The 24275-nt window shown below is 65.4% G+C and carries 18 protein-coding genes and 1 pseudogene; 11 read left to right on the top strand and 8 right to left on the bottom strand.

Annotated features, from left to right (window positions below; translation table 11 throughout):
- Positions 1-84 precede the first annotated feature (84 nt).
- The 3 genes from BMY25_RS17150 (at position 85) to aroQ (ending at position 2968) form a co-directional block, all read left to right on the top strand.
- Positions 85-1047 carry a hypothetical protein gene (locus BMY25_RS17150; protein ID WP_092498813.1) on the top strand — a complete coding sequence of 321 codons (963 nt, stop codon included), beginning with the start codon at positions 85-87 and terminating at the stop codon, positions 1045-1047.
- A 369-nt stretch (positions 1048-1416) separates the two neighbouring features.
- A complete protein-coding gene (locus BMY25_RS17145; RefSeq protein ID WP_092498811.1) occupies positions 1417-2370 on the top strand; it encodes an aminoglycoside phosphotransferase family protein in 954 nt (317 codons plus the stop codon).
- A gap of 172 nt (positions 2371-2542) precedes the next feature.
- Positions 2543-2968: a type II 3-dehydroquinate dehydratase gene (aroQ, locus tag BMY25_RS17140; RefSeq protein WP_092498853.1), complete on the top strand. Its 426-nt coding sequence runs from the start codon at positions 2543-2545 to the stop codon at positions 2966-2968.
- Positions 2969-2975: 7 nt separating this feature from the next.
- Here aroQ and BMY25_RS17135 read toward each other — a convergent pair whose 3' ends face one another.
- From BMY25_RS17135 to secA, 3 genes are all read right to left on the bottom strand, one after another.
- Positions 2976-3755 carry a DUF4396 domain-containing protein gene (locus BMY25_RS17135; protein WP_092498809.1) on the bottom strand — a complete coding sequence of 260 codons (780 nt, stop codon included), beginning with the start codon at positions 3753-3755 and terminating at the stop codon, positions 2976-2978.
- A 181-nt stretch (positions 3756-3936) separates the two neighbouring features.
- Positions 3937-4365: a hypothetical protein gene (locus tag BMY25_RS17130; protein WP_143062034.1), complete on the bottom strand. Its 429-nt coding sequence runs from the start codon at positions 4363-4365 to the stop codon at positions 3937-3939.
- 260 nt (positions 4366-4625) lie between these two features.
- Positions 4626-7352 (bottom strand): preprotein translocase subunit SecA, encoded by a 2727-nt coding sequence (secA, locus tag BMY25_RS17125; protein ID WP_092498805.1) that lies wholly within the window; start codon positions 7350-7352, stop codon positions 4626-4628.
- Positions 7353-7584: 232 nt separating this feature from the next.
- On the opposite strand from secA, the gene BMY25_RS17120 reads away from it, so the two are divergent.
- Genes BMY25_RS17120 through mutT form a run of 3 tightly spaced genes read left to right on the top strand, consistent with a single transcriptional unit; the run spans position 7585 to position 10326 of the window.
- On the top strand, positions 7585-8670 hold the full coding sequence (locus BMY25_RS17120) for a peptidylprolyl isomerase (RefSeq protein ID WP_092498803.1): 1086 nt from the start codon (positions 7585-7587) through the stop codon (positions 8668-8670).
- An 8-nt stretch (positions 8671-8678) separates the two neighbouring features.
- The gene (gene argJ, locus BMY25_RS17115; protein ID WP_092498801.1) at positions 8679-9917 is read left to right on the top strand and encodes a bifunctional glutamate N-acetyltransferase/amino-acid acetyltransferase ArgJ; all 1239 of its coding nucleotides are present in this window, start codon (positions 8679-8681) and stop codon (positions 9915-9917) included.
- Positions 9918-9921: 4 nt separating this feature from the next.
- Positions 9922-10326: an 8-oxo-dGTP diphosphatase MutT gene (mutT, locus tag BMY25_RS17110; RefSeq protein ID WP_092498799.1), complete on the top strand. Its 405-nt coding sequence runs from the start codon at positions 9922-9924 to the stop codon at positions 10324-10326.
- Between the two features lie 129 nt (positions 10327-10455).
- On the opposite strand, the pseudogene BMY25_RS17105 reads toward mutT, so the two are convergent.
- Positions 10456-11316: pseudogene (locus tag BMY25_RS17105) on the bottom strand (methyltransferase domain-containing protein); the annotation flags it as partial.
- 82 nt (positions 11317-11398) lie between these two features.
- On the opposite strand from BMY25_RS17105, the gene BMY25_RS17100 reads away from it, so the two are divergent.
- The 4 genes from BMY25_RS17100 (at position 11399) to BMY25_RS17085 (ending at position 13789) form a co-directional block, all read left to right on the top strand.
- Positions 11399-12154, top strand: a complete 756-nt coding sequence (locus BMY25_RS17100; protein ID WP_092498797.1) for a ComF family protein — start codon at positions 11399-11401, stop codon at positions 12152-12154.
- Positions 12155-12247: 93 nt separating this feature from the next.
- Positions 12248-12502, top strand: a complete 255-nt coding sequence (grxC, locus tag BMY25_RS17095) for a glutaredoxin 3 (protein WP_092498795.1) — start codon at positions 12248-12250, stop codon at positions 12500-12502.
- A gap of 1 nt (position 12503) precedes the next feature.
- Complete coding sequence (locus BMY25_RS17090) at positions 12504-13364, top strand: carbon-nitrogen hydrolase family protein (RefSeq protein ID WP_255365516.1); 861 nt, start codon at positions 12504-12506, stop codon at positions 13362-13364.
- The gene (locus BMY25_RS17085; RefSeq protein ID WP_092498791.1) at positions 13361-13789 is read left to right on the top strand and encodes a DUF1178 family protein; all 429 of its coding nucleotides are present in this window, start codon (positions 13361-13363) and stop codon (positions 13787-13789) included. The genes BMY25_RS17090 and BMY25_RS17085 overlap by 4 nt, the downstream gene beginning before the upstream one ends.
- Positions 13790-13818: 29 nt before the next feature.
- Here the strand turns inward: BMY25_RS17085 and BMY25_RS17080 are convergent, their stop codons facing one another.
- The 4 genes from BMY25_RS17080 to BMY25_RS17065 all read right to left on the bottom strand — a co-directional run bounded on the left by BMY25_RS17080 (position 13819) and on the right by BMY25_RS17065 (position 22676).
- Positions 13819-16983 carry a multidrug efflux RND transporter permease subunit gene (locus BMY25_RS17080; protein WP_092498789.1) on the bottom strand — a complete coding sequence of 1055 codons (3165 nt, stop codon included), beginning with the start codon at positions 16981-16983 and terminating at the stop codon, positions 13819-13821.
- 2 nt (positions 16984-16985) lie between these two features.
- Complete coding sequence (locus BMY25_RS17075) at positions 16986-18281, bottom strand: efflux RND transporter periplasmic adaptor subunit (protein WP_092498787.1); 1296 nt, start codon at positions 18279-18281, stop codon at positions 16986-16988.
- Between the two features lie 92 nt (positions 18282-18373).
- On the bottom strand, positions 18374-19291 hold the full coding sequence (locus BMY25_RS17070; RefSeq protein WP_092498785.1) for a response regulator: 918 nt from the start codon (positions 19289-19291) through the stop codon (positions 18374-18376).
- A complete protein-coding gene (locus tag BMY25_RS17065; RefSeq protein WP_092498783.1) occupies positions 19281-22676 on the bottom strand; it encodes a hybrid sensor histidine kinase/response regulator in 3396 nt (1131 codons plus the stop codon). The genes BMY25_RS17070 and BMY25_RS17065 overlap by 11 nt, the downstream gene beginning before the upstream one ends.
- A gap of 291 nt (positions 22677-22967) precedes the next feature.
- Here BMY25_RS17065 and urtA point away from each other — a divergent pair, with 291 nt between their 5' ends.
- On the top strand, positions 22968-24212 hold the full coding sequence (gene urtA, locus BMY25_RS17060) for an urea ABC transporter substrate-binding protein (RefSeq protein WP_092498851.1): 1245 nt from the start codon (positions 22968-22970) through the stop codon (positions 24210-24212).
- Positions 24213-24275: the final 63 nt, after the last annotated feature.

Raw genomic sequence — 24275 nt, 5'->3', positions numbered from 1 at the left:
GACATTCTGAGACACCGTGCGACCTTCGCGGGAAACGACCGGCGCATACGTCTGGCAAGCCAAAGCAAACAAGCGAGGTTCCAGATGAGACATGCCATTGCCGCACTTGCGCTGGCCGCCACGACAAGCCTGACGGCGTTGTCGGCAGTCCCGGCCGTCGCCCAGCCCGCGCCTGCTCCCGTGGCGCAGAATCAGCCCGGCTCCGACTTCCCGCCGCCGCCGCCTCCGGCGCATCCCGGTGGAGCTGGTGCGGCCGCCTTCGATCAGGGCATGGGCGGACCGGGCTTCGGTCCCGGTTTCCATCCCGGTCCGGGCGAACAGGGTTTCGGCCCGCGCGGTCCGACGCAACGGCCCGACGGTGGCCCGCACGATGGTCCGCAGGGTGGCCCCGGGGGCTTCGCTGATCGCTTCGCCGACGGCCCGGAAAGAGGTCCGGACGGCGCGATGGGAGGTCCGGGTGCACAGCTGAAGCTCGCCGGTATTCTCGGTGCCGAGGAGACCCTGATCGGCATTCGTGCCGACCAGCTCGATGTCTGGCGCGACTTCACGAATGCGCTTCTCGCCCTGACCGAACCGCCGAAGCCGCCGATGGCTCCTGACGGAGCTTCGGGTCCTGCCCAGCCCCGCCCCGGCGCTCCCCAGCGTCCGGACCAGCCGAGCGGGCCGGGGGCGAATGCTCCCACACCGCAAGCTTTCGCCGGGATCGAGCGCTTCGCCGATGACATGGCGGCAAAGGCCCGCAAGGCGGACGCCCTGTCCAAGGCGGTTCAGGCGCTCCGTGGCAAGCTGACCCCGGAGCAGCAGCAGAAGGCCGCCATGTTCGAGCGCATGCTTCCGGGCGGTCCGATGGGGCACCCGCATATGCCGCACGGACCGTTCGGCGGCCCCGGCTCCCCCGATGTCGGCCCGCACGGTTTCGGCCCCCACAGTTTTGGCCCGCAGGACGGCGGCCCGGTTGGCTTCGGCCACGGCCATGGCCCACGCCCCGGACCCGATCAGGCGCCGGAACCGGATGGCGATCACGGGTCGAACTTCCAGCCCGGATAACGGCCAAAGACCCATGACCCAATCGTCCGGTTCCCGGAACTGCCTCCCCGTGATCCGGACGTCGGAGAGCCGACAGCCCACCCCAGCAAAGTCGGCTCTCCGAGCGGACGGCGGCGCTCCCCGGCGCCGCCGTTCTACTCTGCGGCGATACGTGAAAGAGCCTTGCGAACGGAGCGACAGTCCGCCAGGCAGGACTTGCCACTGTTCGACGCTCCCAGGATGCGGATGCGGGAGCCGAGTGACTGGCACGCCAAAAGCAGGTCACCATGGGCGGAAGCGAATATTCCGCTCGCGAATGGGACCGCTGGAGCGTCGGCGTTTCCGGCCGTAGCGTGACACGGTGCAGAATTCGGCGCAGATGAGTCCGGCATGATCGAGCTGCCCAGGATCGCCAACAAGACAGACTTTGCGAGGTGGCGGGCGGATCCGCGTCGCTGGTCGTCGACGGTAGGCGAGATTGCCCGGCTGGCGAACGTGCCGGCCCGCGCCTTCTCGGCATTCGAGACCGGCACCAACCTCGTCGTCGATCTCGATGGCAAATCGGTCCTCAAGCTCTTCCCGCCCATGTTTCGGTCGCAGTTCGTCAGTGAGCGGGCGACCCTTCGTCAGTTGGACGGGAAGCTTTCCGTTGCCATTCCCCGCATGGTCGCCGAGGGAGAGCACGACGGCTGGTGCTGGCTTGTCATGACCAAGCTGGACGGCATTGCCGGCTCGGAGGTTTGGTCTGCGGTGCCTGAAGAGGAGAAGGAACTTATCCTCCAGGAAATCGGACAGGCGATCGCCGAAGTTCAGTCGGTGCCGCTCGGGGACCTCGCGTCGGTCGAACCCGCGTGGCCGGATTTCATCGAACCACAGGTCGCCGGCTGGCTCGATCGGCACCGCAGCCAGGGATTGCCGCCCAGGTTCCTGTCCGATCTCCGCGAGCTCCTTTCGGATGTGCCATCGGTTGTTCCGCTGGATCAGCCAGGCGTGATCCTGACCGGAGAATGGATTCCAGAAAACTTTCTCCTGTCCGAAGACGGTGGCAGATGGAAACTGGCGGCGGTGATCGATTTTGGCGACGTCATGGTTGGATGGCGTGAATACGACCTGCTGGGCCCGAGCGCCTTCATGTGCGCGGGGTTGCCCGGCCGCGTCCGCAGTCTTCTCAGGGGATACGGCATGGCCCCGCATGAAAGCGACGCTGCCCTGCGGCGTCGCCTGTTGACGCTGATGGTTCTTCACCGCGCGAGCGATTTGCGCAACGTCGCTATCGATGGCTGGCAAGACCGGGTCCAGAGCCTGTTCGATCTCGAAGATCTGGTGTGGCCTTCGTTGGATTGAGCCGAGGCCGGCGGTGTAGGGGAAAGACGTCCGCAGGTGCGGAATTGAGACCGGCGTTCGCATCCGTGGGCGGCACAGGGGGCGAGCTTTTCCGTTACCCGGCCAAGCCGCCGAATGAGCGTGCCGATGCTTCCGCTCCATGTTAGTCCGACAGGACCTCATGGAGCTAACGATGCGGCAGATCTATATCCTGAACGGTCCCAACCTGAACCTCCTGGGCACCCGCGAGCCCGGCATTTATGGCGCCCAGACGCTTTCCGACATCGAGAAGCTGCTGCGCGAGCGGGCGGGCGACCGGGCCGAACTCGTGTTCCGACAGTCCAATCATGAGGGCGAGCTGGTCGACTGGATCCAGGAAGCCGGGGAGAACGGGGCCGGGATCATCCTGAATGCCGGCGCCTATACGCATACGTCGGTCGCCATGCGGGACGCCATTTCAGGATCGATGGCGGAAACTATAGAGGTCCACCTCTCCAACGTTCATGCGCGAGAGAGCTTCCGGCACCACTCCTATCTTTCCGCCGTCTGCCGCGGCGTGATCGTCGGCTTCGGCGTCAAGTCGTACACTCTCGCGCTGGAAGCGTTCCTTTTGGAATGACAACAGCTTACATCTTCTCTTTCACGCCGGCCTTCAGCAGGAACCAGTTCACGGGATAGCTGGTGACGAAGCCGCAGAGCATGGCGACCTGCATGACGAACCAGAACTCGGGGCTGTTCACCTCCGCCTTGTGCCCATAGGCGGGGTTCAGCCACGCGAACTGGGCGATGGCCATGAAGCCATACATGCCGATCTGCCAGGCCGAGATGGAAAGAACGTCGGCCTTGAGCGCCTGAACGATGCCTTGCCCGACGGATAGGTCGCGCATCGGCTTGATCGTGAAATACTGGAAGATCACGCCGAGCAGGAAGGCGACGATGTAGTCGAGGATCCAGACGGCGAAGGTCTTCTCGTCGAAGAGGCTGTGCCAGCCGAAAGCGACGGCCACGGCGGGAATGCCGAAGGCCAGCCACTCCGCGACGATGTCGCCCAGCGTGCAGCCGGCGCCGCAATGGCTGGCGCCTTTGGCGACCATGACGGGGAAAGGAGGCTGGGTGCCCATGTCCATCCCGCCGTCCGGGTCGCTACCCTCGCGCTTCTTCCGCTCCTGCTGCCGCTGCATCGCCTGATGTCGTTCGCGCGTCATGCCGCGGCCCCAGGCGAAGTAGAACGCCAGCCAGATCACGCTGCCGAACAGCGCGGTCAGCGGCCAGACGACGTTCATGATCCACATGTGCTGAGGGCGGCGGAATTCGTCCACGATGATGACGATCGCACAGATGAAACCAAGGATCAGGGAGACGATCGCGAGGCTGTGCAGCCAGGTCGGGAAGGAGGCCGGGGTCAAGGCAAGCTCTCTTCAAACGGAAGCGTGACCCTGGGGGAATGGCGGAGCCCGCCCTTTCGATCCGGGATGCGTCGTCTTGTCGGGCTCTTACCGGGGATAAGGGGCCTGCGCGTCAGGAATGCCTCACCCGACACCCGCAGGCGCGGCGCCGGGTGAGGCAGGGATATCTTACGGGGCCACGTCAGCCGCCGCTGCCGCTGCCGCCGCCGCCGCCTGTGCCACCAGTGCCGCCAGCGCCACCGGTCGAGCTGCCGGAACCGCTGGACGAACCGCTCGAGGAAGTTCCGGATGAACCGCCGCTATTGGTTCCGAGACCGGACGAGTTGCTGTTGCTGCCGCCGCTTGCGGTCGAATCGCCGCCGTTGGTGCCGGTCGTGCTCATGCCCGCGCCGGAGCTGCCGCTTCCGCCGGTGGTGCCGCTCGTCATGTGTCCGCCGGACGTGGTGGTGGAGCCGTTCATCTGACCATTGGTGGTCGAGCAGTCGGTAGCACCGGCGGCGCAGGTGTCCATTCCGGAGTTGCTGTCAGGCGTGGTCGTCTGGGCGAACGCCATCGCGGGCGCGAGACAGAGTGCACCTGCGAAAGTTACCTTGATAAAAGAAATCGACATCACTTTCTCCCGGTTTCTTGAAGTGCCGGACCTTTTTGGCCTCGGTCCTATGCAACAGGCGGCTCGATGCGATGATCCCGGCAATGTTTCTGGGATCCGTTATCGGACGTGCTTGACACGATGATTATGCAATTTCCGTTGCAATACCATCACGGCCTCCCCAGGAATTGACGAATTCGTGATCAGAACTTGGATTGAATGGCAGATACGAAAACGCCGGCCACGAGGGCCGGCGTCTGCCTTCTCAAACGAAGTGAGGATCAGACCAGCGCACCGTGGCACTGCTTGTACTTCTTGCCGGACCCGCAGGGGCAGGGCTCGTTGCGCGCCACGCGGCCCCAGGTGGAGGGATCGTTCGGGTCGCGCGCCGCGGCAAGGGAGTCCTCCGACGCCACGGCCGGAGCCGCAGCCGTAATCTGGCCGGCTTCCACGTCGTCCATGCCCGTCAGCGGATCCATATGGTGTGCCTCGAACATCTCGGGCTGCTGTGCCTCTTCCGGGGCGGGAGCGAGTTCCACGTAGGACATCTGCGTCGTCACGGCGCGGCGTAGCTGCGCCAGCATGGACTGGAAGAGCTCGAAGCTTTCCGACTTGTACTCGTTCAGCGGATCACGCTGGCCATAGCCGCGGAAGCCGATCACCGACCGCAGGTGATCGAGCATGCTGAGATGCTCGCGCCAGAGCTGGTCCAGCGTCTGCAACACGAGCTGCTTTTCCACCATGGCCATGAGCTCGGGCCCGAAGGCTTCGGCCTTGCGTGCCATGGCCTCGTCGGCGGCCAGCTTCAGGCGCTCGCTGATGTCGTCATCGGCGATGCCGTCTTCCTGCGCCCATTCCGGGATCGGCAGGTCGAGGTTCAGATGCTGCTGAACGTCGGTCTTCAGGCCTTCGACGTTCCACTGCTCGGCATAGGCCCGCTCGGGAATGTGCTGGGCGACCAGTTCCTCGATGACCTCGTGGCGCATGTCGTTGACGGTGCCGCCGAGATTTTCCTCGTTGATGAGCTCGATGCGCTGTTCGAACACGACCTTGCGCTGGTCGTTCATCACGTCGTCGTATTTGAGCAGGTTCTTGCGGATGTCGAAGTTGTGCGCCTCGACCTTGCTCTGCGCACGCTCCAGCGCCTTGTTGATCCAGGGATGGACGATAGCCTCGTTTTCCTTGAGGCCGAGCTTCTGCAGCATGCTGTCCATCCGGTCGGAACCGAAGATGCGCATGAGGTCGTCGCCGAGCGAAAGGAAAAACTGGGAGTGGCCAGGGTCGCCCTGGCGGCCGGAACGGCCGCGAAGCTGATTGTCGATACGGCGGCTTTCGTGCCGCTCCGTGCCGATGACCATGAGGCCGCCACCGGCCAGCGCCTTCTGCTTGAGTTCCGCGATTTCGGCGCGGATCTCCGCCTCGCGCGCATCGCGCTCCGGCCCTTCCGGCATTTCGCCCAGCTCGGCCTTGAGGCGCATGTCGAGGTTGCCGCCGAGCTGGATGTCGGTGCCACGGCCCGCCATGTTGGTGGCGATGGTAATCGCACCCGGACGGCCGGCCTGCGAGATGATGAAGGCCTCGCGCTCGTGGTGACGGGCGTTCAGCACCTCGAAGTCGGGAACGCCGGCGTCGGCGAGCCGGCTCGCCAGCAGTTCCGACTTTTCGATGGAGGTCGTGCCGACCAGCACCGGCTGGCCTCGCTCCGAGGCCTCCCGGATCAGCTCCACGATCGCCCGGTACTTTTCGTCAGCCGTGCGATAGACCGCGTCGTCCTCGTCGATACGTCGGACCGGAACATTGGTCGGAATCTCGACGACGTCGAGATTATAGATGTCCATGAACTCTTCGGCTTCCGTCGCGGCCGTGCCGGTCATGCCGCTGAGCTTCTTGTACATGCGGAAGTAGTTCTGGAAGGTGATCGAGGCCAGCGTCTGGTTCTCGGGCTGAATCTGCACCCTCTCCTTGGCTTCCAGTGCCTGGTGCAGGCCTTCCGAATAGCGCCGGCCCTCCATCATGCGGCCCGTGAACTCGTCGATAATCACGACCTGGTCGTTCTTCACGATGTAGTCGCGGTCGCGCAGGAACAGCTTGTGGGCGCGCAGCGCGCTGTTGAGGTGGTGGACCAGCGCCACGTTCTCGATGTCGTAGAGCGAATCGCCGAGCAGCATCCCGGAGGTGCGGAGCATGTCCTCCACCTTCTCCGTGCCGATCTCCGTGAAGACGGCGGATTTCACCTTCTCGTCGAGCTCGAAATCCTCGGCGGTCAGCAGCGGAATGATCTGGTCGATCGCGACGTAGAGCTCGGAACGGTCCTCCACGGGGCCGGAGATGATCAGCGGCGTGCGCGCTTCGTCGACCAGGATCGAATCGACCTCGTCGACGATGCAATAATTATGGCCGCGCTGGACCATGGTCGCGACGGTGTACTCCATGTTGTCACGGAGATAGTCGAAGCCGAATTCGTTGTTGGTGCCGTAGGTGATGTCGGCGGCATAGGCTGCGCGGCGTTCTTCCGGCGACAGGCCATGCACGATCACGCCGGTGCTCAGCCCGAGAAAGCCGTAGACTCGCGCCATCGTCTCCGCATCGCGGCTGGCGAGATAATCGTTGACGGTGATGACGTGAACGCCATTGCCGGGCAGGGCGTTCAGGTAAGTCGCCAGCGTTGCCACCAGCGTCTTGCCTTCGCCGGTCTTCATTTCGGCGATAGAGCCTTCGTTCAGCACCATGCCGCCGATGAGCTGCACGTCGAAATGCCGCTGGCCGAGCACGCGGCGGGCCGCTTCGCGAACGGTCGCAAAGGCCGGAACGAGAAGGTCTTCGAGCGACTTGCCGTTGGCGAGCTGCTCGCGGAACTCGGTCGTGCGACTGCGCAGCTGCTCGTCGGAGAGGGCCTGGACCTCCGGTTCCATCGCATTGATCGCTTCGACAACCGGTCGGTAACGTTTCACGCGGCGGTCGCTTACCGTACCGAAGACCTTGCGGCCGAGATTGCCCAAGCCAAGCATTAAAAATCCTTCCTGTCGGCTGACCGAGACCTGACACGGGGCCGCGCTGCGGGACGTAAGATCGCGCGCCAGCCAGTGCAAATATTAAATGTCGGTCAGGTTCGTCTAGAGACCGCGCCCGCTTCTGGACGGCGAGACGCCCGACAGATAAGAACGACCCAAATTTCTGTCAACGCCGGGCGCTGACCGGGAGCCGATTTAGACGGCCCTTCGGGCGCTCCAAGGAGGTTACATGAAGGCCGTCTCCACGCTGAAGCGCACGTCCTGCGCCCTTGCCGTCCTGCTGGCGTCCACCGCCGCCGTGCCGGCCTTCGCGCAGGATGCGAAGACGACTCCGGCCCAGAGCGCGCCGGCTGAAACCACTCCGGCCCAGGGCACGCCCGCACCGGCTCAGGACGCGGGGCAGGCTGCTCCGGCGCCTGCTTCCCCCGTGACCCCGCAGGGCAGTGCCGCCAAGGCGGACAAGGACCCGAACGCCGTCGTCGCCCATGTCGGCAACGCGACGATCACCCAGGCCGATCTCGCGCTGGCCGCCGAGGACTTCTCCGCCGAGCTCGCCCAGGTGCCGCCGAACAAGCGCCAGTCAATCCTGACCGACGTGATCGTCGACATGCAGGTTCTGGCGCAGGCCGCCGAGCAGCAGGGCCTCGACAAGACCGACGAGTTCCAGAAGCATCTCGCCTTCCTGCGGCTGCGCGCGCTGCGCAACGAATATGTGCAGAAGGCCGTGATCCAGTCGATCACGCCGGACCAGATCAAGGCCGAGTACGACAAGGAAAGCGCCTCCTTCAAACCGGAGGAAGAGGTCCATGCGCGCCACATCCTGGTGAAGACCAAGGAAGAGGCCCAGCAGGTCATCAAGGATCTCGAATCGGGCAAGGATTTCGCGGCCATCGCCAAGTCGAAGTCGATCGACCCGAGCTCCGACAATGGCGGCGACCTCGGCTACTTCAAGCACGGCCAGATGGTCGATGCCTTCGAGAAGGCGGCCTTCGCGCTGAAAAAGGGCGACTATACCAAGGAGCCGGTACAGACGCAGTTCGGCTGGCACGTCATCGAGCTTGAGGACAAGCGCATGACCACGCCGCCGCCGCTGGCGGAGGTGGAAGACCAGATCCGCTCGACGCTGCTTCGCCAGAAGTTCGAGACGGTGATGGCCGACCTTCGCTCCAAGACCAAGGTCGACGTGGTCGGCGCACCTGCGGGCGCGGGCGCTCCGGCCGACGATGCGGCGACGCCGAGCGATTCGGATCAGGAGCCGGCCGGCACGGATGCGCCGGCTGCACCCGGTGGCACGAGCGGCTCCGGCCAGGACTGATCCTCGCGATGGCAGGCAAGGTTTCACCGCTGGCGCCGACCTCCTATCCGGAGATGCCTGAGATCGAGGGCGTTCGCATCGCGACGGCCGAGGCCGGGATCCGGTACAAGGGGCGCACGGATCTGCTCTTCGTCGGTTTCGACGAGGGCACAACGGTTGCGGGTGTCTTCACCCGCTCCCGCTGCGCTTCGGCGCCGGTCGAGTGGAATCGCGCTCGCCTCGGCAAGGGGCAGGCGAGGGCGCTGGTGGTGAATTCCGGCAATGCCAACGCCTTCACCGGCATGAAGGGCCGCAGCTCCACGACCGCGACCGCACGCGCCGCCGCCGACGCGGCGCGCTGCACGCCCGATGAGGTTTTCCTCGCCTCCACCGGCGTCATTGGCGAGCCGTTGGACCCCGCGCCGTTCGAGCGGCACCTGACGCAGCTTTCCGGCTCTGCCGGGCCCGGCCGCTTCATGGATGCCGCCCGTGCGATCATGACGACGGACACCTATCCCAAGGTGGCGACGCGCACGATCGAAGTGGAAGGCGGTTCCGTCACCCTGAACGGCATCGCCAAGGGCGCGGGCATGATCGCCCCGGATATGGCGACCATGCTTTCCTTCGTCTTCACCGACGCATCGGTCCCGCAGGAGACGCTGCAGGCCTGCCTCGTGGAAGCGGTGCGGGGCAGCTTCAATTCGATCACGATCGACAGCGATACCTCGACCTCGGATACCCTGATGGCCTTTGCCACGGGCACTTCAGAGCGGCGCGGCGTTGCGGCGATCCCCGCCAGCGGGCCGGTCTTCAACGCCTTCCAGGAAGCTCTGGCCGACATCTGCCTCGAACTCGCGCATCAGGTCGTGCGCGATGGCGAAGGCGCGACGAAATTCGTCGAGGTGAAGGTCACCGGCGCGGTTTCCGACGAGTCGGCGAGGCGGATCGCCCGGTCGATTGCCGATTCGCCGCTGGTGAAGACCGCGGTCGCCGGCCAGGACGCCAACTGGGGCCGCGTGGTCATGGCCGTCGGCAAGGCCGGAGAGCCGGCAGAGCGCGACCAGCTGGCTATCTTCTTCGGCGAGCATCGCGTGGCGGTCGATGGCGAGCGCGATCCCGCTTATTCCGAGGAGGCGGTGTCGGCTTACATGAAGAACAGCGACCTCCTGATCGCCGTGGATCTCGGCATGGGGTCCGGCGCCGCCGTGCTCTGGACCTGCGATCTCACCGACGAATACGTGGCGATCAACGCCGATTACCGCAGCTGACCGCATGAAACGGCTCGTTCTGGTGGCCGCCTGCGCGCTGATCGACGCGGACGGCCGGGTCCTGCTGGCGCAACGGCCGGAGGGCAAGAGCCTTGCCGGCCTCTGGGAGTTTCCGGGCGGCAAGGTGGAAGCCGGCGAGACTGCGGAAGCGGCTCTGATCCGCGAACTCGACGAGGAACTGGGCCTGACTGTGAAGGAGGCCTGCCTCGCGCCGCTGACCTTCGCAAGCCACGACTACGACGACTTCTACCTGCTGATGCCCCTCTTCGTCTGCCGGCGATGGGAGGGCGATGCCGTCGGCCGCGAAAATCAGGCCCTGAAATGGGTACGGCCGGCCAAGCTTCGCGATTATAAGATGCCCCCGGCGGACGAGCCGCTGATCAGCCATCTGACCGACCTGCTACTCTGAACGCCTTGGTTCCGTCCCGGAGGGTCGAATCGCTGGTCCACCTGCTGCCTGCTGAGGGGGGCTAGTTCTTTCCGGCAGGTCGTGGCGGCTGCCAGTGAAAGCCTGGCTCTTGCCCGGTCGGTCATGGCCCAGAACGTCGGCAAGGCTCACCTTGGCGCTGCCGGGGCGGAGCGGCTTCTGCTGGCTCTCATGAGGTGCCCAGCCGGAAAGCGACACGATCTCGAACGTGGCCCGGATACGACCGTCCGGATCGGAATAGCGCTCGGCGTAGATCTGCGCCGTTCGCAGGAAGAGGTCGCGCCCGACATAGCCCGTGTCGCGGTCGGTGAGGACGTTGGCGGCGCCCATGGCACGAAGATCGGCCATCAGCCCGAAAGCCGAATCATAGCGGACGGTCAGCGTGTCCCGGTCCGCCACCGGAAGCGCAAAGCCGGCGCGCTGCAACAATGCCCCGAGCTGGCGGACATCGGCGAAGGAAAGCACGCGCGGGCTCGCGCCGCCACGGAGCTCCGTCTCCGCCTGCATCAGCGAATCCCGGAGTTCCACCAGCGTCGATCCCCCGAAAAGACTGGCGAGGAACAGCCCGTCCGGGCGAAGGGCCTGCCGGATCTGCACCATCGCTCCCGGCAGGTCGTTGGTCCATTGCAGGGAAAGCGCGGTCGCGAAGAGGTCGATGCTGGCCGGCGCGAGCGGTAGCGCTTCCTCGTCCGCCACCGCTGCCGCGATATCCGGCGCGAGACCGACGGCGGCGGGCGCGAGCTGAAGGATCGATCCGGCCTTGCCGCTCGCCTGCACCATGCCCGCAAGATGGTGAGTGTCAGGCGCCAGGAGAACCGCCCGCTCGAACACCCGCTCCACCGTCGCGAGCCTGTCGCCCAGATCGTCCACGGCGGCGCGCAGCAGGAAGTCCACCCCGGGTGTGCGCTTTCGCAGAGCGCGGGCGACGTTGCGGCGCAACGCGCTCTTTTTCACGACTTCGATCACCGACATGTCATTCTCCGGCGGGCACTCAAGCAGGTCACCCGAATCGCGCCTGCCTTGCTTCCATATGGGCGTGCGGTAGCATGGATGCATGTTCAGCCCCGCGTTCCGCAAGGCCGGCACCGCCACGAAGGGGCTTTCCGCCGCCGTTCTGGATCTGCTGCTGCCGCCCGTATGTCCCGCCTGCCGGGCACCGGTCGGCGAGCCGCATGCGCTTTGCGCGCGTTGCTGGTCCGAAATCCGCTTCATCGAGAAGCCCTATTGCCCGGTCTACGGTACGCCGTTCGCCTACCGTCTCGGTTCGTCCGTGCTATCCGCCGAAGCGCTTGCCGACCCGCCGCCTTTCGACCGTTCGCGCGCCGCGACGGCCTTCGGCGACATCACGCAGGACCTCGTGCACCAGCTGAAGTATCACGACCGGCCCGAAGTCGCGTCCTTCATGGCACGCGCGATGGCACGCGCCGGGGCGGAGTTGCTGGAGGGGGAAACCTTGCTCATACCGATCCCGCTGCATCGCTGGCGCCTCTGGCGTCGGCGCTTCAACCAGGCGGCGGTGCTGGCGCGAAAGATCGCCGAAATGACTTCGACCGGCTTCGACGCCCGCACGCTGGTTCGCATCAGGGCGACGCGCCAGCAGGTGGGTCTCAGCGGCAGCCAGCGACGGCTGAACGTGCAGAGCGCATTCCTCGTGCCGGAAGCCATGAAGATCCGCGTGCAGGGGCGGCACGTGGTCCTGGTCGACGACGTCTATACCTCGGGCGCCACGGTGAAGGCTGCCACGAGAGCGCTGCTGCGGGCGGGAGCGGCGCGCGTGGACGTGCTCACCTTTGCCCGCGTGCTGCGATAACCGTTCACATCGGTCCCGCTGGAGGCATGCTGCCGTTTGGCAAGCCTTCGCACTTCACCTATATGACGCACGAAATCATCAAGGATGGGTCGGATGGCCGAAGTCATCATCTATACACGCCAGGGCTGCGGTTATTGCTCGGCCGCCAAGCGACTGCTCGGACAGAAGGGCGCGAAGTATCAGGAGTTCGACGCGACGGTGACGCCGGACAAGCGCGCGGAGATGATCCAGCGCAGCGGCCGATCCACGTTCCCGCAGATCTTCATCGACGGGAAGCATATCGGCGGCTGCGACGATCTCTACGCGCTAGACCAGCGTGGCGAACTCGACACCATGCTCGGCGCCTGAGGTGAGCCAACCCTTCGTCGCCGCATGCGTCCAGCTTCGGTCGGGCACCGACCCGATGGAGAATCTGCGCGTCACGAGCGATCTCGTGCGGCAGGCGGCGGCCGAGGGTGCGACTTACGTCCAGACGCCGGAAATGACGAACCTGCTCCAGCGCGACCGTGCGGCTCTCCGCGCCGTGCTTGCCGGGGAAGACGAGGACATCTCCGTCCGCGCCTTCTCGGCGCTGGCGGCGGAGCTCGGCATCGTGCTGCATGTCGGTTCGCTGGCGATCGCGCTGCCCGATGGAAAGATCGCCAACCGCGCCTTCGTCTTCGGCCGCTCCGGCGAGCTTCTTGCGCGTTACGACAAGATCCACCTCTTCGACGTGGATCTGCCGGGCGGGCAGAGCTGGCGCGAATCCGCCGTCTATAGCCCCGGCGGCGAGGCGCTGGTCGTCGATTTGCCGTGGTGCAGGGCGGGAATCTCGATCTGCTACGATCTGCGTTTTCCGCATCTCTTCCGCGCCCAGGCCCATGCGGGCGCAGCGGTGCTGACGGTGCCGTCCTCCTTCACCCGGCAGACGGGCGAGGCGCACTGGAGCGTGCTGCAGCGCGCCCGCGCCATCGAGAACGGCGCCTTCGTGATCTCCGCCGCGCAGGCCGGAAAGCATCAGGACGGACGCGAAACCTTTGGACATTCGCTCATCGTCTCGCCGTGGGGCGAGGTGCTGGCCGAAGCCGCGGGCGAAGGGCCGGAAGTGATCCTGGCCGAGATCGATCCCGCGCAATCCACGGACGCGCGCCAGCGCATTCCCTCTCTTCTCAACGAAAGGGCCTTCACGGCTCCCGAAGCGGCCCCTCCGGCCGTTCAGCTTGCATCATGATCAAGTTCACCCTCGTCTGCCCCGACCAGCACGAATTCGAAGGATGGTTCGCCTCATCCGCCTCCTTCGATGAGCAGCAGCGCGCCGGTCATGTCACTTGCGCGATCTGCGGCAGCCCGGACGTCGAAAAGGCGCTGATGGCGCCGGCTGTCTCCACCGCCCGCAAGAAGGAAACCGTGCGGATTGCGGCCCATGCCGCGCAGCAGGAGCAGATCGTCGCGACCCTGCGCAAGCTTCGCCAGCAGCTGACGGAAAACTCCGACTATGTGGGCGACCGCTTCGCCCAGGAGGCGCGCAAGATCCACTACGAGGAAGTCGAGCAGCGCGGCATCTATGGTGAGGCGACGCTGGACGAGGTGAAGGAACTCGCCGACGAAGGCATCGACTTCCACCCGCTGCCGATCCTGCCGGAAGAACAGAACTGACCCACGATCGCCGGAGACGATCCCGGCGATCATTCCGCCGGAACGGCCGCGCCTTCCGAAGCAACGCGCGGCTCTTTCTTCTCCTCTCGCTCCGGCCTCCAGCCATACACCTTGGCCAGCCAGGTGGAGAGGCCGTCGAGATAAAGGTACACCACCGGCGTGGTGAAGAGGGTCAGCGCCTGGCTGACGATGAGCCCGCCGACCATCGAATAGCCGAGAGGCTGGCGGATTTCCGAGCCCGTTCCGTGGCCCAGCATCAGCGGCACGCCGCCGAGGATCGCCGCCATCGTGGTCATCAGGATCGGCCGGAAGCGAAGCAGCGACGCCTGCTTGATCGCTTCTTCCGGCGAAAGGTCCTGCTCCTTTTCCGCGGTGATCGCGAAATCCACCAGCATGATGCCGTTCTTCTTCACGATGCCGATCAGCAGGATCACGCCGATCAGCGCGATGAGGCTGAATTCGAAGCCGAACAGCATCAGCGTCGCCAGCGCGCCGAGGCCGGCGGAGGGCAGGGTGGAGAGAATGGTGATGGGGTGGATGTAGCTCTCGTAGAGGATGCCGAGGATCAGGTAGACGACCACCAGCGCGCCCAGGATCAAGAGCGGGATCGTGCTCAGGGATTGCTGGAAGGCTTGCGCGTTGCCCTGGAACGAGGTGGTGAGGGACGGCGGGATCCGCAGATCGGCCTGCGCCTTGTCGATCGCCTTGGTGGCGTTGCCCAGCGAGACGTTCGGCGCGAGATTGAAGCTGATCGTGATCGCCGGGAACTGGCCCTGATGGCTGATGGAGAGCGGCTGGATGGGGTCCGTGGTCCACTGCGCGAAGGTGGAGAGCGGCACCTGCGATCCGGTGGTGGGCGAGGTCACGTAGATCTTGTCCAGCGTGCCGACCTCGCCCTGCAGCGCGGGCAGGATTTCAAGCACCACATGGTAGCTGTTGGTCTGCGTGAAATATTGGGCGACCTGCCGCTGGCCGAAGGCGTCGTAGAGCGTGTCGTCGATCAGTTGCGGCTTGATCCCGTAGCGTGACGCCTTCTCTCGGTTGATCGTCAGCGTCAGCGTCGTGCCTTCGGTCTGCTGGTCGGTCGCTACGTCGGTGAGCTCCGGCAACGACTTCAGCTTGTCCAGGATCTTCGGAGCCCACTGGTTGAGCTCGGCGAAATCGGGCCCTTGCAGCGTGTACTGGTACTGCGTGCGGGAGGAGCGGCTGCCAACCCGGACATCCTGCGCTGCCTGCAGGAAGAGCCGCGCGCCCTGCACCTTGTCGAGCTGCGGGCGAAGGCGGGCGATGACCTCCTCGGCCGTGGATTTGCGTTCGTCGCGCGGCTTCAGCGTGATGTAGACGCTGCCGCCGTTCAGCGCCGAGCCGCCGCCACCGCCCGAGCCGATGTTCATCGCGATGCTGGCGACGTCGGGGTCTTTCTGGACGATGGCGCCGAGTTCCTGCTGCTTCGCCATCATCGCGGCGAAGGAGATGTCCTGCGCCGCTTCGGACTTGCCGCTGATCAGCCCTGTATCCTGCTGCGGAAAGAAGCCCTTGGGGATCTTCACGTAGAGAAAGCCGGTCGCCACGATCGTCGCGAGGAACACGCAAAGCGTGATGAAACGGAAGCGCAGCACCACGTCGAGCGCGCGACCATAGGCCTTCACCAGCCGCTCGAAGAGGTTCTCGCTCCAGCGGTAGAGCCGGCCGTGCTTCGCCTCCTTCTCGCTCACAAGAAATTTCGAGGCCATCATCGGCGTGAGCGTCAGCGACACCACGCCAGAAACCAGGATCGTCATGGTGAGAACGACGGCGAATTCCCGGAAGAGGCGTCCGATGATGCCGCCCATCAGGAGGAACGGTATCAGCACGGCGACCAGCGAGATGCTGATCGCGAGGATGGTGAAGCCGATCTCGCCCGCGCCCTTGATCGCCGCGTCGAAGGGCTTCTCGCCTTGCTCCACATAGCGGGTGATGTTCTCCAGCATGACGATTGCGTCGTCCACGACGAAACCGACCGAGATCGTCAGCGCCATGAGCGAGAGATTGTCGAGCGTATAGCCGACCGGCCACATGAGCGCGCAGGCGCCCAGCAGCGCCAGCGGCACGGCGATACTCGGGATGATGGTCGCCCAGAGACTGCGCAGAAACAGGAAGATCACCATCACCACCAGCGCGATGGTGATCAGCAGCGTGAACTGCACGTCATGCAGGGACGCGCGGATCGTTTCCGTGCGATCGCTGAGGACGGAAATCTGGATAGCCGAAGGAATGCTCGCTTCCAGCTTCGGCAGCTCCGCCTTGATCTTGTCGACCGTGTCGATGACGTTGGCGCGCGGCTGCTTGAAGATCACCAGGAAAACGCCACGCTTGCCGTTGGCCCAGGCGGCCTTCTTCGCGTCCTCCGGCCCGCGCACGGCCTGACCGATATCGCGAACGCGGATCGGCCCGCCATTGCGATAGGCGATGACGACGTCATTCCAGTCCTGCGACTTCGTCAGCTGGTCGTTGGCGTAGATCGTGTAGCTGCGGGCGCTGCCGTCGATGCTGCCCTTGGCGCTGTTGACGGTCGCCATGGTGAGCTGGGTGCGCACGTCCTCCAGCGACAGACCCTTGCTCACCAGCTTGGCGGGATCGATCTGGATACGGGTCGCAGGCTTCTGCTCGCCACCGATGAACACCTGCGCCACGCCGGCGATCTGGCTGATCTGCTGCGCGAGCTTGGTGTCGACGTTGTCGTCCACCTCGGTGAGCGGCAGGGTATCGGAGGTCGCCGCCAGAAGGAGGATCGGCGAATCCGCCGGGTTCACCTTGCGATAGGTCGGCGGGCTCGGAAGGTCCTCCGGCAGCTGGCCACCGGCGGCGTTTATCGCCGCCTGGATGTCGTTGGCGGCGGAATCGATGTCGCGGTCGAGGTCGAACTGCACCGTGATCTGGGAGGAGCCTAGCGTGCTCGTGGAGGTGATCTGCGAGACGCCGGGGATCTGTGCGAACTGCCGCTCCAGCGGCTGCGCCACCGAGGAAGCCATGGTCTCGGGACTGGCGCCGGGAAGATTTCCGGAGACCTGGATGGTCGGGAAATCCACCTGCGGCAACGGGGCGACCGGAAGCTTGGGATAGGCGACCAGGCCGACAAAGAGGATGCCGATCATCAGCAACGATGTGGCGATCGGGTGCCGGATGAACGGACCGGAGATGCCGCCGCCCTTCATACTCACTCCGCCTTCGGGGCCGGGGCGGCCTGTTGCTTGTTGCCGGCGCCGCCGGGGCTGTCGTTTTCCGCCGTCTTCGTTTCCGCATCCTTGGGCTGCACCGGAGCGCCGTCCTTCACGCGGTACTGCCCGTCCGTGACGACGCGCTGGCCGGGTTTGAGGCCGCCGTCCAGAACGGCTTCGCCTTCGCCCTGCTGGCGGACCTTGATCGGCTGGCGCCTGGCCTTGTTGTCATCGCCCACGAGAAAGGCGAAGAGCCCGTCCGGCCCATGCTGCACGGCGCCCTCCGGTATGACGGCGACATTCCTGAGCGTCTGTACCAGCACGCGGACATTGACGGAGAGGCCGGGCCAGAGCGCCCGGTCCTTGTTCTCGAAGGTAGCCTTGATCTGGATCGTGCCGCTGGAGGTATCGACCTGGTTGTTGATCACCTCCAGCTTGCCCTGTCCAAGCGTCTCGCGTCCGTCGGAGCTGAGCGCGGTGACCGGCACGGCGCCCGCCGTCATGGCCTTGTCGATTGCCGGCAGCTGGTCCTCCGGCATCGTGAAAAGCACGGAGATCGGCTGGATCTGCGCAATGGTCAGGATGCCGTCCGTGTCCGTGGCGTGGACGATGTTGCCGCGATCGACGCCGCGGAAGCCGACCCGGCCGGTGATCGGCGCGCGGATCGTGGTGTAGCTCAGTTGGATCGCGGCGCTGTCGGCGGACGCCGTGTCGGCATCCACCTGTGCCTTGAGCTGGTTCACGGTGGCGAACTGCGTGTCGACCTGCTTGCGCGAGGCATCGTCGCTCTTGGCGAGTTCCTGATATCGGGAAAGATCGCGCTGGGCGTTGCCGAGGTTCGCCTGATCCTGCGCGAGCTTGGCCCTGGCCTGGTCCAGCGCCGCCTGGAACGTTCGCGCGTCGATCTGCACCAGCACGTCGTTCTGCTGGACGATCTGCCCTTCGCTGAAGGCGAGCTTTTCGATCTGTCCGTCCACTCGCGAGCGCACGGCCACGGAGTTGTAGGCCTGTACGGTGCCGATCCCGTCGAAATAGACCGGGAAGTCTTTGGTCGAGACCGCGCTCACGGTCACCGGCACGGACTGGGCGGAAGCATCGTCCTTGCCGCCGCCGCCCTTGCCGGCCTTCTTCCCGCCACCCGAGCCGCCGCCTTGTCCCGACTGCGCCTGCTGGTCGCCCTGACCGCTCTTTCCGTGAAAGTGCGACCAGCCGAAATAACCCCCGACGGCAAGCACGAGGACGCCAAGCGGAAGACCCCAGCGGACGATCTTGCGGGAACGGGGTTCGTCGGTCATGGAGCGCCTGAGACGGGGCTTGGAGGATCGAATCCGATCAACGCGAAGTTGAGGAAAACTTTCCATCACCAGTTCGTGTCGCCGAGGGAAGATCAGCCGCCCGCGATCGCCTTCATGGCGACGACCGCCGCGGACGCCCGGTTCTCGACGCCCAGCTTTTCGAAAATCTGCTCCAGATGCTTGTTCACCGTTCGCGGGCTGAGGCCGAGGATCTCCGCGATATCGCGGTTCGATTTGCCTCGCGCGATCCATAGCAGAACTTCCGCCTCGCGGGCGGTCACCGGCAGGCTCCTGCGGAGGCTCGCCTGCTCGTCCGCGCTATCGAGGCGGGTGAGGCGGATCAGCAGTTCGTCCGGCCCGACGCTGCCGATCAGCGAAAACTGCAGCTGTGGGCCGGATTCGGAGACGGTGAGATCGGCCGCCGACCCGGTCGCGGGCAATTGCCGGATCCAGTCTCCAGGCACGCCATCGAGCAGCATGTCGGCTCCGTCCGGCGGCAGGAAGGACGCAAGCAGCTTCAGTGCCTGCGGCGTCGACCATTGGATGCGACCGGCGCGATTGGCGGCGAAGAGAAAGCGGCCGGCGCTGTCCAGCGCCATGCGCGCGCTCTGCGCCGCCCGCGCATTCCCGAGGTGGACCCGGATGCGGGCGAAGAGCTCGTCGAGCACGATGGGCTTGGTGACGTAATCGACGCCGCCGGCTTCCAGCCCGCGCACGATGTGCTCCGTCTCGCTGAGGCCCGTCATGAAGATGACCGGCACATGGGCGAGGGCTCCCATCGATTTCAGCCGGCGGCACGTCTCGAAGCCGTCCAGCCCTGGCATCACGGCGTCCATCAGGATCACGTCGGGCGTGATTTCCTCCACCAGCGCCAGCGCCTGCTCGCCGCCGATCGAAACCAGCACGGTGCAGCCCGATTGCTCCAGCGCGTCGGTCAGGAAGCGGAGGGTGTCGGGCGAATCGTCCACGACCAGTACCATGTCGCGGGCGCTCCCGGGGTCACCGACCATGGCCGATTTCCTTCAGGATGGACGCATAACCGGCGAAGTCGAAGTTCCGCACGCGCGACCGCAGCGCGATGACCAGATCGTCATTGGCCGGCTCGGAGGCGATCTCGTCGAGCTTTGCCTCGATGCCCCTGACATAGCCGATGCGGCCGAGATGCAGCAGCTCTTCCACCTGTTCCGGGGCGACGAGCGAGGGGCCCGGTTCTGGGCGCGGGGCCGCTGAAATCGGCGGCGGCGCCGGGAGCGCATCGTTTTCCTCGATCCATTCGAGATCGAGCAGCCGCTGCAGGCTGTCCAGCAGGCGGCGGATTTGCAGCGGCTTGGGCAAGGCGTCGTCATGGGCATCGCCACCTGCGTCATCGCCGGCCCCTTCCGGCAGGCTTTCCCCGATATTGGCGGACAGCATGACGATCGCCGCGTCTTCATGCCCGCTGGCGCGCAGCCGTCTGGCGAGGTGCCAGCCGCTCATGCCGGGCATCGAGATATCCAGCAGGAAGACGTCCGGCCGAAGCTCGGCGACGAGATCCAGCGCGGCGGCGGCATCGGGCGCGGCAAGCACCACGAAGCCCAGCGGTATCAGGATTTCGCGCACGAGCTCGCGGTGGTCCGGGTCGTCGTCGACGACCAGCACCGTCCGCCGCGCGCCGCGATAGTTCTTGATCCTTTGCGTCGAGGCTGGCGCGGCGGAGGGATTGTTCACGGCGGAAAGCATCAAACGGACTTGAAAGGTGCTGCCCTTGCCGATCTCGCTCGTCACGTTGATGTCGCCGCCCATCAGCTCTGAAAGCAGCTTGGTAATGGTCAGTCCGAGCCCCAGACCCGGCGCGGAATGGGCGCCGGGCAGGGTGCCGCGGTCGAAAGGCTCGAAGATCCGCTGCCGGTCCTCCGGCCGGATGCCGCGCCCCGTATCCTCCACGACGATACCGGCGACCTGATTGCGGTAGCTTACGCGGAGGGCGACCTCTCCCCGCTCGGTGAACTTGATCGCGTTGGACAGGAGATTGATCAGGATCTGCCGCAGTCGTTTCTCGTCGGAGCGGATGACCGGCGGCAGGTTTTCCGGCAGCGAGACCTCGAAAGCGAGACCCTTCGCCTGTGCCTGCGGGCGGAACATGTCGGCAAGTTGCTCCAGGAACTCGCGGATGCGGATTTCATCCTGATGCAGTTGCAGCCGCCCCGCCTCGATGCGGGAGACGTCGAGCAGGCCGTCGATCAGGCCGGAGAGATGCTCGGCGTTGCGGCGGATGGATTGCACGCCGTTCTGCCGTGCCGACGGGATCGCCGGGTCGCGTTCCAGCACCTGCGCATAGCCGAGAACCGCGTTCAGCGGTGTGCGGAGTTCATGGCTGAGGCCGATGACGTAGCGGCTCTTGGCGCGGTTCGCGGCTTCCGCCACCTCCTTGGCGCGCTGTAATTCAGCGTCGGTGCGCCGGTGCGCCTCGATTTCCCGCAGCAGCAGCGTCGTCTGCCGCGCCGATTCCTCCTGCGCCACGCGGCGGCTTTCCTGCGCCAGCACGAAGAACCACGCGGCGATGCCCGCGACGATCAGCAGGAAGAAGAACGCGGCCCAGAGCGTCCGCCCGATGATCTCGGCGAATTCAGAACCGCCGACCGTCGCCTGCCAGTAGATCAGCGACAGGATCGTGCTGATCACCGCGACCGAAAGCGTCAGGATGCCGAGATACTGGCCGACGCCCGAGTTCAGCCGCGCCACGGCCGGTGCCGGAAGCACGGAGCCGAGTGCGCCGATAAGTTGTGCCTGCATCCGCGCCTGCGGTTTGCAGAGATCGTGGCAGCGCGCATCCAGCGAGCAGCAGAGCGAGCAGATCGGCCCGGAATACGCGGGGCAGAACGCCATGTCCTCCGGCTCGAAATGATGCTCGCAAATGCTGCACTGGATCTCCGTCAGCGTCGCCCATTGCGCCCTCGGCTTGCGTGCCAGATAGAAGCGGCCGCCGGTCGCCCACGCGATCACCGGCGCCAGGATAAGGGCGACGACGAGCGCCACGAAGGGCGAGAGCGCCTGCGGCAAGGGGCCGAGCCAGCCGGAGAAGGTAACCAGTGCCGCCGCCGTCGCCGCCAGCATGGAGCCGACGCCGACCGGGTTGATGTCGTAGAGATGCGCCCGCTTGAACTCGATGCCGGGCGGGCTGAGCCCGAGCCGCTTGTTGATCGCCAGATCGGATGACACGGCGGCGAGCCACGCGACCGCCACGATGGCGAAGAGGCTGAGCGTCCGCTCCAGCGCGCCATAGATGCCGAGCTCCATCAGCAGCAAGGCGATGGTGACGTTGAAGACCAGCCAGACGACGCGGCCGGGATGGCTGTGCGTCAGCCGGGAGAAGAAGTTCGACCAGGCGAGCGAACCGGCATAGGCGTTCATCACGTTGATCTTGAGCTGCGAGATCACGACGAAGCCGACGGTCAGGATCGTCGCCGCGCGGGCGGACGGGATGACGTATTCGAAGGCCACCCGATACATCTCTGCGGGTTCGCCCGCATGCATGGGCGGCACGCCGGCCCGGAGCGCCAGCACCGCGAGGAACGATCCGGCCAGGAGCTTCGGCGCACCCAGCACGATCCAGCCGGGGCCGCCGATCATCAGCGCCGCCGTCCAGCGCGGGTCCCGCTTCTTCTTTCGCGCGGGGAGGAAGCGGAGAAAATCGGCCTGTTCGCCGATCTGCGGAAAAAGCGCGAAGATGACCGACGCGGCCGCTCCGAAACGCAGGAGGTCAAAGCCGCCAGCCGAAAACCCTTCCGTCCCGCCGAACCGCGTCCACGCCACCACCGCCGGCCAGTCGTGAAGCGCGATGAAGGCGAAGGGCAGGACGTTCAGCACGATCCAGAAGGGCTGCGTCCAGAGCTGGAAGCGGCTGATTACGGTGATGCCGTAGATCACGAGCGGGATCACCGCCAGCGAGCTCACGATATAGCCGAGCGCCAGCGGTACGCCGAAGCAGAGCTGCAGTGCCGAGGCCATGATGGAGGCCTCGATGGCGAAGAGGATGAAGGTGAAGCTCGCATAGATCAGCGAGGTGACCGTGGAGCCGATGTAGCCGAAGCCCGCGCCGCGCGTCAGCAGGTCTATATCGACGCCGTAGCGCGCGGCATAACGGCTGATCGGCAGGCCGGTGACGAACAGGATCACGCTGACGACGAGGATCGCCGCGATGGTGTTGGTCGACCCGCAGGTCAACGTGACGGTGCCGCCGATCGCTTCCAGCGCCAGAAACGAGATGGCGCCCATGGCAGTCTGCCCGACGCGGAAAGGCGACCAGCGACGCGCGCTCTTGGCGGTGAAGCGAAGCGCGTAATCCTCCAGCGTCTGGTTGGCGACCCAGCGATTATAGTCCCGCCGGACCGGAAGAATGCGCTGGCGTCCTGCCATGACGTTCCGTGTGATTTCGTGCGGAGGCGAGCCCGTGCCGCTCGCGCACTCTATCGCGCGGTCCTTGCGGCGCAAACGCCTAAGCGCCCGTCCGGCGCGTCCGGGCCTACGTTAATCGACGTATATGCTGCACCGCAGGATCCGCTCCACACTGATCCCCAAGCGGCGCCCCGAGAGGCTGCCGCTCGCTGGATTTCGAGGAGGGGCATCATGTTTTCCGGGGGATTGAACAACTTCAGGCGCGGGATCGGCGCAGGCCGCATTCTGGGCGCCCTTGCCATTGCCGGCCTGATGGCGGGCACGGCCACGCGCGCCTTGGCCGCCGACGACACGATCAAGGTCGGCGTGCTGCATTCGCTCTCGGGCACGATGGCGATTTCGGAGACGACGCTGAAAGACGTCATGCTCATGCTCATCGACGAGCAGAACAAGAAGGGCGGTCTCCTCGGCAAGAAACTGGAGCCGGTCGTCGTCGATCCGGCTTCCGACTGGCCGCTTTTCGCGGAGAAGGCCCGTCAGCTGATCAGCCAGGACAAGGTCGCCGCCGTGTTCGGCTGCTGGACCTCCTCGTCGCGCAAGTCCGTGCTGCCGGTCTTCGAGGAACTGGACAGCATCCTGTTCTATCCCGTGCAGTACGAAGGCGAGGAGAGCTCGCGCAACGTCTTCTATACCGGCGCCGCGCCGAACCAGCAGGCGATCCCGGCCGTCGACTACCTCATGAACGAGGAAGGCGTGAAGCGCTGGGTGCTGGAAGGCACCGACTACGTCTATCCCCGCACGACCAACAAGATCCTGCAGGCGTACCTGCAATCCAAGGGCGTTAAGCCGGAAGACATCATCGTCAACTACACGCCCTTTGGCTTCTCCGACTGGCAGACGGAAGTCTCCAAGATCAAGAGCTTCGGCGCATCGGGCGCCAAGACCGCCGTCGTCTCCACCATCAACGGCGATGCCAACGTTCCCTTCTACAAGGAACTGGCGAACCAGGGCGTGAAGGCGGAAGACACGCCGGTCGTGGCCTTCTCCGTCGGCGAGGAAGAGCTTGCCGGTCTCGACACCGGTCCCCTGGTCGGCCATCTCGCCGCCTGGAACTACTTCGAGAGCGTCGACACGCCGGAGAACAAGGCGTTCATCGACGAGTGGCACAAGTTCATCAAGAACGACAAGCGCACCACCAACGATCCGATGGAAGCCGCCTATATCGGCTTCAACATGTGGGTCAAGGCGGTCGAGAAGGCCGGCACCACCAACCAGGACGCGGTGATCGATGCCATGGTCGGCGTGACCGTGCCGAACCTGACCGGCGGCTACGCCACCATGATGCCGAACCATCACCTGACCAAGCCGGTTCTCATCGGCGAAATCCAGGACAACGGACAGTTCGATGTCGTCTGGCAGACCAAGGGTGAAGTCGTGGGCGACGCCTGGTCCGATTACCTGCCGGACTCCAAGAACCTGATCTCCGATTGGCGCAAGCCGATGTCGTGCGGCAACTTCAACGTCGCGACCGGCAAATGCGGCGGCAAGGGCTCCTGACCTCGCGCAAACCCGGCTGCGGGCACCCGCCCGCAGCCTCTTTCCTGAGCCAGCGGAACGCGT

Source organism: Faunimonas pinastri (assembly GCF_900110915.1).
GTDB classification, from domain to species: domain Bacteria; phylum Pseudomonadota; class Alphaproteobacteria; order Rhizobiales; family Afifellaceae; genus Faunimonas; species Faunimonas pinastri.
The sequence above is the reverse complement of the archived record's forward strand: the minus strand, read 5'-3'. Positions and strand labels throughout refer to the sequence as shown.

Excerpts from the sequence above, each read along its gene's own strand:
- BMY25_RS17150 (WP_092498813.1), top strand. The coding sequence starts at position 85 with ATGAGACATGCCATTGCCGCACTTGCGCTGGCCGCCACGACAAGCCTG.
- BMY25_RS17145 (WP_092498811.1), top strand. The coding sequence starts at position 1,417 with ATGATCGAGCTGCCCAGGATCGCCAACAAGACAGACTTTGCGAGGTGG.
- aroQ (WP_092498853.1), top strand. The coding sequence starts at position 2,543 with ATGCGGCAGATCTATATCCTGAACGGTCCCAACCTGAACCTCCTGGGC.
- BMY25_RS17130 (WP_143062034.1), bottom strand. The coding sequence starts at position 4,365 with ATGTCGATTTCTTTTATCAAGGTAACTTTCGCAGGTGCACTCTGTCTC.
- secA (WP_092498805.1), bottom strand. The coding sequence starts at position 7,352 with ATGCTTGGCTTGGGCAATCTCGGCCGCAAGGTCTTCGGTACGGTAAGC.
- BMY25_RS17120 (WP_092498803.1), top strand. The coding sequence starts at position 7,585 with ATGAAGGCCGTCTCCACGCTGAAGCGCACGTCCTGCGCCCTTGCCGTC.
- argJ (WP_092498801.1), top strand. The coding sequence starts at position 8,679 with ATGGCAGGCAAGGTTTCACCGCTGGCGCCGACCTCCTATCCGGAGATG.
- mutT (WP_092498799.1), top strand. The coding sequence starts at position 9,922 with ATGAAACGGCTCGTTCTGGTGGCCGCCTGCGCGCTGATCGACGCGGAC.
- BMY25_RS17100 (WP_092498797.1), top strand. The coding sequence starts at position 11,399 with ATGTTCAGCCCCGCGTTCCGCAAGGCCGGCACCGCCACGAAGGGGCTT.
- grxC (WP_092498795.1), top strand. The coding sequence starts at position 12,248 with ATGGCCGAAGTCATCATCTATACACGCCAGGGCTGCGGTTATTGCTCG.
- BMY25_RS17085 (WP_092498791.1), top strand. The coding sequence starts at position 13,361 with ATGATCAAGTTCACCCTCGTCTGCCCCGACCAGCACGAATTCGAAGGA.
- BMY25_RS17080 (WP_092498789.1), bottom strand. The coding sequence starts at position 16,983 with ATGAAGGGCGGCGGCATCTCCGGTCCGTTCATCCGGCACCCGATCGCC.
- BMY25_RS17075 (WP_092498787.1), bottom strand. The coding sequence starts at position 18,281 with ATGACCGACGAACCCCGTTCCCGCAAGATCGTCCGCTGGGGTCTTCCG.
- BMY25_RS17070 (WP_092498785.1), bottom strand. The coding sequence starts at position 19,291 with ATGGTCGGTGACCCCGGGAGCGCCCGCGACATGGTACTGGTCGTGGAC.
- BMY25_RS17065 (WP_092498783.1), bottom strand. The coding sequence starts at position 22,676 with ATGGCAGGACGCCAGCGCATTCTTCCGGTCCGGCGGGACTATAATCGC.
- urtA (WP_092498851.1), top strand. The coding sequence starts at position 22,968 with ATGGCGGGCACGGCCACGCGCGCCTTGGCCGCCGACGACACGATCAAG.